The following is an 8,585-nucleotide window of genomic DNA, read 5'->3' as shown; positions in this document are numbered from 1 at the left end:
TTGCGCCGCGCTGGAGCAGGACTTCAAACCGTTGAGCGACTTCCGCGCTACAGCAGATTACCGCCTGCAGATAGCCAAAAATCTGTTGCGCCGTTTTTACGCCTCCCGTTCTGGTGAGCTGACGTTGAGGGAGGTATCACGCTATGTCTCATAATCGCCACGAAGTGGCTGAAGAAGTGATTGCCAGACAGTACCTGGAAGGCATCCAGAGCGGCGTAGGGAAAAGCAACAAGCATGAAAGTGCCGATAAACATGTCTCGGGTGAAGCGGTATATATTGACGATAAGCTGGAACTGCCGGGCATGCTGCACCTTTGCCCAAGGCTGAGTGAACATGCTCACGCCCGTATCCTGAATATCAACGTCGAGCCGTGCTACGCCATTGCTGGCGTGGTGCAGGTGTTAACCTGGCATCAGGTGCCTGGCGAGCTGGATATTGGTCCACTGGAACCGGGCGATCCGCTGCTGGCGAAAGATCTGGTGGAGTACGCAGGTCAGGTTGTGCTGGTTGTGGCGGCAGAAACACCGGACGCCGCACGCCTTGCCGCTGAAGCGGCCATTATTGAATACGAAGTGCTCACGCCGATGCTCGACGTGAAAGAAGCGCTGGAGAAGCACCACTTTGTGCAGCAACCGCATGTTCATCAACGTGGTGATGCTCAGGCTGCACTGGAGCGAGCTACTCACCGGTTACAGGGCGAGTTCCATATTGGCGGCCAGGAGCATTTCTACCTGGAGACGCAGGTAGCGATGGTCATTCCTGGTGAAGACAACTCGCTGCAGGTCTTTTCTTCCACCCAGAACCCAACGGAAGTGCAGAAGCTGGTGGCCTCAGTTATGGGGATCACCATGAACAAAGTCACCCTCGACATGCGCCGTATGGGTGGCGGTTTCGGCGGTAAAGAGACTCAGGCTGCTGGCGTGGCCTGCCTGTGCGCAGTCGCGGCCAGAATGACTCATCGTCCGGTAAAAATGCGCCTTGCGCGGCGAGACGATATGCGGATGACCGGCAAACGCCATCCTTTCTATGTGCGTTATGACATCGGTGTGGACGAGCAAGGGCGCTTCTGTGGGGTAAAAATAGATCTGGCTGGCAACTGCGGTTACTCACTGGACCTTTCCGGATCGATCATCGACCGTGCGATGTTCCATGCCGACAATGCTTATTACCTGGGAGATGCGCTGGTAACCGGTTACCGCTGCAAAACCAACACCGCCTCCAATACCGCTTACCGGGGATTCGGTGGGCCACAGGGAATGGTGGCGATTGAACAGATCATGGATCACATCGCCCGCGAACTGAAGCTGGACCCGCTGGAAGTGCGTAAGCGGAACTACTACGGCAAAGAAGAGCGCAATATCACCCATTACCACCAGAAGGTGGAAGACAATCTGATGGCGGAAATGACGGAACAGCTGGAGGTCAGCGCCTCTTATGCGGCGCGGCGCGAAGAGATCCGCGCTTTCAACGCCACCAGCCCTTATCTGAAGCGTGGACTGGCGCTGACGCCGGTGAAATTCGGCATTTCCTTCACCTCCAGCTTCCTCAATCAGGCTGGCGCGCTGATCCTGATTTACACCGATGGCACGGTACAGCTGAACCACGGCGGCACCGAAATGGGCCAGGGTTTGAATACCAAAGTGGCGCAGATCGTGGCCGAAGTGCTGCAGATCGATGTTGATCAGATTCAGATCACCGCCACAGACACCGGCAAAGTGCCTAACACCTCGCCAACGGCCGCTTCCAGCGGCACCGACCTGAACGGTAAAGCAGCGCAGAATGCGGCGGAAATTCTGCGCGATCGGTTAACAGAAATGTTGTGCAAGCTGCACAGTTGCAACGCTGAAGAGGTGAATTTCAGTAACGGTATCGTGCGGGTGAAAGACAAGCATTTCACCTTCCCGGATGTGGCGCAAATGGCCTGGTTCAATCAGGTTCCGCTCTCCGCGACCGGCTACTACAAAGTGCCAGGCATTCATTACGATCGGCAGGCCGGGCGCGGGACGCCATTTTACTACTTCGCCTACGGTGCAGCCTGTGCGGAAGTGATTATCGATACGCTGACCGGAGAATATCGCCTGTTGCGCGCTGACATCCTGCATGACGTTGGGGCTTCCCTGAACCCGGCGATAGATATTGGACAGGTCGAAGGCGGTTTCGTGCAGGGCGTGGGCTGGCTAACCTGTGAAGAGCTGGTATGGAACGACAAAGGCCGTTTAATGACTGACGGCCCGGCAAGTTACAAGATCCCGGCGATTGGCGATGTCCCTGCGGATATGCGCGTGATGCTGGTAGAAAACCGCAAGAACCCGAAAGACACGGTGTTCCATTCCAAAGCCGTAGGGGAACCGCCGTTTATGTTGGGCATCGCCGCCTGGTGTGCGCTACAGGATGCCGTCTCCAGCGTCAGCAACTATCAGCGGCATCCACTGCTGGATGCGCCAGCAACGCCGGAAAGGGTGTTCTGGGGTGCTGAAAAACTCAGACCAGAGGTGACCGATGCGCACAGATGACTGGATTATGGTGCTGGCCCAACTGCGTGAGCGGCGTGAACCTTGCGTTCTGCTCACCGTGCTGGATGAGAAAGGTTCTGTCCCGCGCGATCGGGGCAGTAAAATGGTGGTCACCGCGACCAAAACCTACCTGACGATTGGCGGCGGGCATCTGGAATTTAAATGTATTGCTACCGCCAGAGAGATGCTTGCCGCGAAACAGCCTCAGCCCTACAGCGAGCATTTTAATCTTGGGGCAAAGCTTGGGCAGTGTTGCGGCGGCATGACCACGGTGCTGTTTGAGCCTCTGTTACAGGTTCAGCCACAGATTGTGGTATTTGGTGCCGGGCACGTCGGTCAGGCGCTGGTTAACCTGCTGTCGACGTTACCCTGTAACGTATTCTGGGTGGATGAACGCCGTGAACAGTTCAGCAGCGTGCCGCCAGGCGTAACGGTTTGCTGCATGGACGATCCCACAGAGCAGGTGAATCTGATGCCGCCAGACAGCTATTTTGTGGTGATGACGCATCATCATCCGCGCGATCTTGAACTGTGCGAAACGATTCTGAAGCGGGGGGATTACCGCTATTTCGGCGTGATTGGATCGCAGACCAAGCGTCAGCGCTTTGACTATCGCCTTGAAGGTAAAGGTTTCAGCCGCCAGCAGCTGGACAGTATGCGCTGCCCCATTGGGCTGCCCGATGTCACCGGAAAATTGCCAGCGGAAATCGCGGTGGCAGTGGCTGGAGAAATTATTGCCACTTATCAACGGGCTGATACTGATTGAGTTGGCTTAGGCGGATTATCCGCCTATGCTGAAGGTCTACCAGGACAAGGAGATCAGCGATGCAAGCCAATCCGTTCAGTCAGCCAAGTACACTGCCTTATCAGGCTCCGCCTTTCGATCGGATTTCCGATGCAGATTACCGCCCGGCGCTGGAAGAAGCGATGGCGCAAAAACGGGCGGAAGTGCAGCAGATAGCTGAAAATCCCGATGAACCGAGCTTCGAAAATACCTATGAAGCGCTGGAGAAGTGCGGGCTGATGCTGCGCCGCGTCGAGAATGTCTTTGGTGCGATGACTTCCGCCAACACCAACGCCACGCTACAGGCGCTGGACGAAGAGATGTCCCCCCAGTTTGCCGCGCTGAACGATGAAATCCGCCTTAACAGCAAACTGTTTGCCCGCCTTGATCGCGTTTATCAACAGCGTGACTCGCTGGAGCTTCCTGCCGAAGCGCTGCGGTTAGTCAACGTTGTCTGGCAGACATTCCAGCTGGCTGGCGCCAGCCTGAGCGACGATCAAAAAACCGCCCTGAAAGCCCTTAATCAGCAGTCCGCCACGCTCAGTACCCAGTTCACCAATCGTCTGCTGGCAGGAACCAAAGCCGGTGGCTTAAGCCTCAGCACCGCCGATCGGTTAGCCGGGTTGAGCGAGGCCGAATTAACTGTTGCGGCTCAGGCAGCTGCAGAGCGCGGTTTGCAGGAACACTGGTGGTTAGCGCTGCAAAACACTACGCAACAGCCGGTGCTGCAGGATCTGACCGATCGGAAAACCCGCGAAATGTTGTTCGACCACGCCTGGCGTCGTACCGAGAAAGGCGATGAAAATGACACCCGCGAGCTGATCGTAAAACTGGCTTCTGTTCGCGCGCAACAAGCGCAACTGTTGGGTTTCAGCAGCTTTGCAGCGTGGAAGTTGCAGGATCAGATGGCAAAAACCCCGCAGGCCGCTCAGGAATTTATGCAGGCTATTGTGCCCGCCGCTACTGCTCGGGCGAAAAGAGAGGCGGCCGACATCCAGGCGGTGATTGACCAGCAGCAGGGCGGCTTCGGTCTGGAGCCCTGGGACTGGTTGTTTTACGCCGAGCAGGTTCGCCGGGCGAAATACGACCTCGACGAGAGCCAGATCAAACCTTACTTTGAAGTGACCAACGTGCTGGAAAACGGCGTGTTTTATGCCGCAACTCAGTTATTTGGTATCACCTTTGCCCGCCGTGAAGACCTGCCAGTCTGGCATCCTGATGTCACCGTTTATGAGATTATTGATAACAACGGTCTGCCGATGGCGTTGTTCTATACCGATTTCTTTAAACGTGAAAGCAAAGGCGGTGGCGCCTGGATGAGCAACTTTGTGGATCAGTCGAAATTGCTGGGCACGCATCCGGTGATCTATAACGTTTGTAATTACAGCAAACCTGCTGAAGGTCAGCCAGCGTTGATCTCCTGGGATGATGTGATCACGCTGTTCCACGAATTTGGCCATACGCTGCACGGACTGTTTGCTGAACAGACCTATCCCACGCTGTCTGGCACCAACACGCCAAGGGATTTTGTCGAGTTCCCGTCACAGATTAATGAGCACTGGGCCAGCAATGAGCAGGTGTTTATGCACTACGCCCGGCACTATAAAACCGGTGAGCCTATGCCGCAGGCGCTGCGCGACAAGATTGTTAAAGCCAGCAAATTTAATAAAGGCTATGACATGACCGAGCTGCTGGCGGCGGCCTTGCTCGATTTTCACTGGCACAGTCTGAGCGCTGAATCTAAACCCACCGACGTGGCGGCCTTCGAGAAGCAGGCGTTACAGGCGGATAACATCGACCTGCCGCAAGTTCCTCCGCGTTACCGTTCAAGCTATTTCCAGCATATCTGGGGCAATGGCTATGCCGCGGGGTATTACGCCTATATCTGGACTCAGATGCTGGCAGACGATGGCTTCGAATGGTTTAACGAGCAGGGCGGCCTGACGGCGGAAAACGGGCAAGTTTTCCGGGAGAAGATCCTGTCACGTGGCAACAGCGAGGATTTAAAGCAGTTGTATGCTGACTGGCGTGGTCAGGATCCAGTGATAGAACCGATGTTAATAAATCGCGGTCTGAAGGAAGCCTGATGCTCTCCTGCAAGTAACCGGAGCGGAAGGTAATATTTGCTCCTCAACGTTTGCAGATGTTGAGGAGCGGTTTCCACTTCTCGCCCCGTTTAGCTTCAGGCCAGCGGGCCGCCCTGAATGGTGTCGCACATACCGTGGAGGATGCGCTCGCCGGTTTCACTTTTTAAATCTTCGTACCACTGTTCGGTCACGTCCCTCTCTTTACCGTGGGTAACATCACAGCGCTTACGGGCCTTCAGCACCAGGTCTTTTACCCGATCGGCGCGTTTAAATTGATAACGCAGCAGGGCATCTTCAATCCCCAGCGAGTTGGTCTGCAGGCAATTCGCCAACACGACAGCATCCTCCATCGCCGCACAGCCACCCTGACCAATATCCGGCGTGGTGCTGTGAGCAGCATCACCCAACAATGCGACACGGCCCTTCACCAGTTCCGGGAACGGATCGATATCGTGGATCTCCACACGGTTGGTGGTTTCCGGGTTAATCTGTCCAATCAGTTTTTGCACGGGTGCAGCCCAACCGGTGAAGTAGCGGGTTAAATCGTCACGAACGCTGCTACGATCCTCGGTCAGACCGGCAGGAAGCGGCACATCAAAGAAGAAGTAAAAACGGTTGTTGGCTACCGGCATCAGCGAAACCCGTTTACCTTCACCGACAAAGGTGGTCCATTGCTGAGCCGGAGCAATGCTTTCGTCAATGTCGACCAGGCCGTTCCAGTTAACATATCCGGCATAGCGGCGCTCAACCGTACGGCCAAGCACATATTTGCGCACCACAGAGTGGGTGCCATCGCAGGCGATCAGCAGGTCGCCATGCGCTTCGCTGCCATCTTCAAACCAGGCCGTTACCCCGTTTTCATCCTGCTCTACACGGGCTACGCGTTTACCGAACTGCACTTTTTCGCGTCCGTAAGTGTCCAGCAGCATGGCCTGGAGTTCAGCCCGGGCGACCGGATAAGGGCGCTCGCCGGAGTCAGCCACCAAAGGATCGAGGCTGAACTGTGTCAGGGTGGTTCCCGTCTGATAATCGTTATAGGCCATGGCTTTCATTGGGCCACCAAGCTTACGGAGTTGCTCTTTCATCCCAAGGAAATTCAGGCACTTCACGCCATTCGGCCAGATGGAAATGGCTGCGCCAACCGGCTTAATCTCTTTGACGGCTTCAAACACCTCGGTCTGAATGCCAAAACGCTGCAGGGCAATCGCCGTGCACATCCCGCCAATACCGGCACCAATCACTATCGCTTTCATCTGTCTCTCCTTTCTGTCATAAGAGTAATTAAGCAATTTCTATACCAATTTCTTATGACGACGAAAGGCGCGGCAGCCGCGGCTTCACGCCTGTCTGAAACAATAGTTTCAACTTAATCCTGCATTATTGTGATGCATTGCACTGTTATGGTGAGTATCTGGTGAAACGCCTGCAATTATGCAGTACGAAAAGTTGGCAAAATTGGCGATCTTTGTCACAGTAACGGCATACCCTTTCCGGAGAAGCCCGAATGGCCATCATCGCCTGCCTGCATGCTGCAAGAAGTAATATTGAGGTGTTTGAACAAGCGCTGCGTTCGCTGGACTTTGGCGATATTCAGCTGCTGCATCGGGTTGAGAATGACTTGTTCGAGCAGGCGGTAGAAGCGAATGAGGTAACGCAGGAGATTGCCGCCGCCACTCGCCAGGCCATTGTTGAATTATGCGAGCATGCTGATGCGGTGATCGTTACCTGCACCACATTGGGCGTGGTAGCCTGGGACGCTAAGCAATTCAGTAAACCCGTGCTGCGTGTAGATGCCACGCTGGCCAAAGTGGCTTCTCGCTATCATGGCGCCATTCTGGTGCTTTGTACTGCGCACAGCACCGTGGCCGCGACGAAGGCGTTATTTGAAGCCTTTATCCCCGGTGACAGACTGGCCGTTGAGCTGATCCCAAGAGCCTGGGCTTCGTTTAATACAGGCGACATTGAAGGCTATCATCGCGAAATTGCCCACTATGTTCAGCAACGTCCAGACTGTTCCCTGGGCTGCATCGTGCTGGCGCAGGCCTCGATGGCGGGAGCCGAAAAGTACATTAACACCACGCTTGCGGTACTGACCGGGCCTCAGGTCAGCCTGCAGGCGGCTATCGATACGATCCTCTGAGTTAAAGTTAATGAAACGTTAAAAAAGTCTGCTGGTCAGCGTAAAAGTGTTTTATGCTGTCCGCACAACAGGTTACGTCTGGGTTCTTTTATGTTCGATCTGACTTTATTCATTCTGCTGGTTCTGGCCGGCCTCAGCTATTTCAGTAATAACCTTACCGTGGCCATCGCGCTGCTGGTGCTGATTGTGGTCAAAATGACCCCGCTAAGCAGTTTCTTTCCCTGGATTGAGAAGCAGGGCGTCACGGTGGGGATCATCATCCTGACCATCGGCGTTATGGCACCCATTGCCAGCGGAACCATTCCCGGCACCACGCTAATGCACTCTTTCCTGCACTGGAAATCTTTGCTGGCTATCGCTATCGGGATCTTTGTTTCCTGGGTTGGCGGCAGAGGCGTAACCTTGATGAGCAGCCAACCGAGCGTGGTGGGCGGATTATTGATTGGCACCATTATTGGCGTTTCGCTGTTCCGTGGTGTGCCGGTTGGGCCGTTAATCGCGGCTGGATTGGTTTCGTTGTTTATCGGCAAAATGTAGCGGGGGTCTGCTATGATTGCGCTCTTTTTTTTAAAGCGAGAAGTGACCGGTGAGCAATAAACAAGATAAACGTGCAAAACGCGCCAAGACCAAAGCGAAGCAGGCTAACAACAAGCGTTCGCGCGGTAAGCAGTTGGATGCTGTAGGGCGCCAGAGCTATATCGCCACGCCAGAGATGCTGGCGCTGTTTGCCACGCTGCCACCGCTGGATGAAAACGGTGAAATGCCGTTTGTGGCGGACGTTTACCGTTGGTCTGATGAAGAGTACGGCTTTGAAGGCAACGGCAGCAGTGAAGAAGACATGCTGCAGGTTGGCGCATTGTGCGTGCTTTATATTCACTGGCGCACCAGCGGCGCTACCTCGCTGATGCAGAACGAAATGATCGAAGCAGCCATTCGCCTGACTGAAGACAACGAAGCGTTCAAAACCCAGTATGCCGCAGCCGTGGCGGCTGCCCAGGCAGAATAACGAACGCAGGAGAGGGGCAAGACCGTAGGGCTTTCCCCCCAACAATGACCGACAT

7 protein-coding genes and 1 pseudogene are annotated in these 8,585 nt (G+C 55.0%); 7 read left to right on the top strand and 1 reads right to left on the bottom strand.

Annotation, left to right across the window (positions count from 1 at the left end; all coding sequences use genetic code 11):
- The 4 genes and pseudogenes from WCC56_RS15095 to dcp all read left to right on the top strand — a co-directional run.
- A pseudogene (locus tag WCC56_RS15095) lies at positions 1 to 154 on the top strand (xanthine dehydrogenase small subunit); the annotation flags it as partial.
- Entirely contained in the window at positions 144 to 2,513 is a 2,370-nt protein-coding gene (xdhB, locus tag WCC56_RS15090) for a xanthine dehydrogenase molybdopterin binding subunit (RefSeq protein ID WP_424693168.1), read from the top strand. The pseudogene WCC56_RS15095 and the gene xdhB, both read left to right, overlap by 11 nt.
- Complete coding sequence (gene xdhC / locus WCC56_RS15085) at positions 2,500 to 3,279, top strand: xanthine dehydrogenase accessory protein XdhC (protein WP_424693167.1); 780 nt, start codon at positions 2,500 to 2,502, stop codon at positions 3,277 to 3,279. The genes xdhB and xdhC overlap by 14 nt, the downstream gene beginning before the upstream one ends.
- 59 nt (positions 3,280 to 3,338) lie before the next feature.
- Entirely contained in the window at positions 3,339 to 5,384 is a 2,046-nt protein-coding gene (dcp, locus tag WCC56_RS15080; RefSeq protein WP_424693166.1) for a peptidyl-dipeptidase Dcp, read from the top strand.
- A 95-nt stretch (positions 5,385 to 5,479) separates the two neighbouring features.
- Here the strand turns inward: dcp and hpxO are convergent, their stop codons facing one another.
- Positions 5,480 to 6,637: an FAD-dependent urate hydroxylase HpxO gene (gene hpxO, locus WCC56_RS15075; RefSeq protein ID WP_424693165.1), complete on the bottom strand. Its 1,158-nt coding sequence runs from the start codon at positions 6,635 to 6,637 to the stop codon at positions 5,480 to 5,482.
- A gap of 251 nt (positions 6,638 to 6,888) precedes the next feature.
- Between hpxO and WCC56_RS15070 the strand changes: the two genes are divergently transcribed.
- From WCC56_RS15070 to WCC56_RS15060, 3 genes are all read left to right on the top strand, one after another.
- Entirely contained in the window at positions 6,889 to 7,524 is a 636-nt protein-coding gene (locus WCC56_RS15070; RefSeq protein WP_424693164.1) for a hypothetical protein, read from the top strand.
- A gap of 90 nt (positions 7,525 to 7,614) precedes the next feature.
- The gene (locus WCC56_RS15065) at positions 7,615 to 8,061 is read left to right on the top strand and encodes a DUF441 domain-containing protein (RefSeq protein WP_424693163.1); all 447 of its coding nucleotides are present in this window, start codon (positions 7,615 to 7,617) and stop codon (positions 8,059 to 8,061) included.
- Between the two features lie 49 nt (positions 8,062 to 8,110).
- Positions 8,111 to 8,530 (top strand): hypothetical protein, encoded by a 420-nt coding sequence (locus WCC56_RS15060; protein WP_424693162.1) that lies wholly within the window; start codon positions 8,111 to 8,113, stop codon positions 8,528 to 8,530.
- Positions 8,531 to 8,585: the final 55 nt, after the last annotated feature.

The organism is Erwinia sp. (genome assembly GCF_049696395.1).
GTDB lineage: Bacteria > Pseudomonadota > Gammaproteobacteria > Enterobacterales > Enterobacteriaceae > Erwinia.
Note: the sequence above shows the minus strand (reverse complement) of the source record. Positions and strands in the feature narration are given on the sequence as shown.

What these genes read in the sequence shown, in the direction of transcription:
- xdhC (WP_424693167.1), top strand. Translation starts at nt 2,500, where the DNA reads ATGCGCACAGATGACTGGATTATGGTGCTGGCCCAACTGCGTGAGCGG.
- dcp (WP_424693166.1), top strand. Translation starts at nt 3,339, where the DNA reads ATGCAAGCCAATCCGTTCAGTCAGCCAAGTACACTGCCTTATCAGGCT.
- xdhB (WP_424693168.1), top strand. Translation starts at nt 144, where the DNA reads ATGTCTCATAATCGCCACGAAGTGGCTGAAGAAGTGATTGCCAGACAG.
- hpxO (WP_424693165.1), bottom strand. Translation starts at nt 6,637, where the DNA reads ATGAAAGCGATAGTGATTGGTGCCGGTATTGGCGGGATGTGCACGGCG.
- WCC56_RS15070 (WP_424693164.1), top strand. Translation starts at nt 6,889, where the DNA reads ATGGCCATCATCGCCTGCCTGCATGCTGCAAGAAGTAATATTGAGGTG.
- WCC56_RS15065 (WP_424693163.1), top strand. Translation starts at nt 7,615, where the DNA reads ATGTTCGATCTGACTTTATTCATTCTGCTGGTTCTGGCCGGCCTCAGC.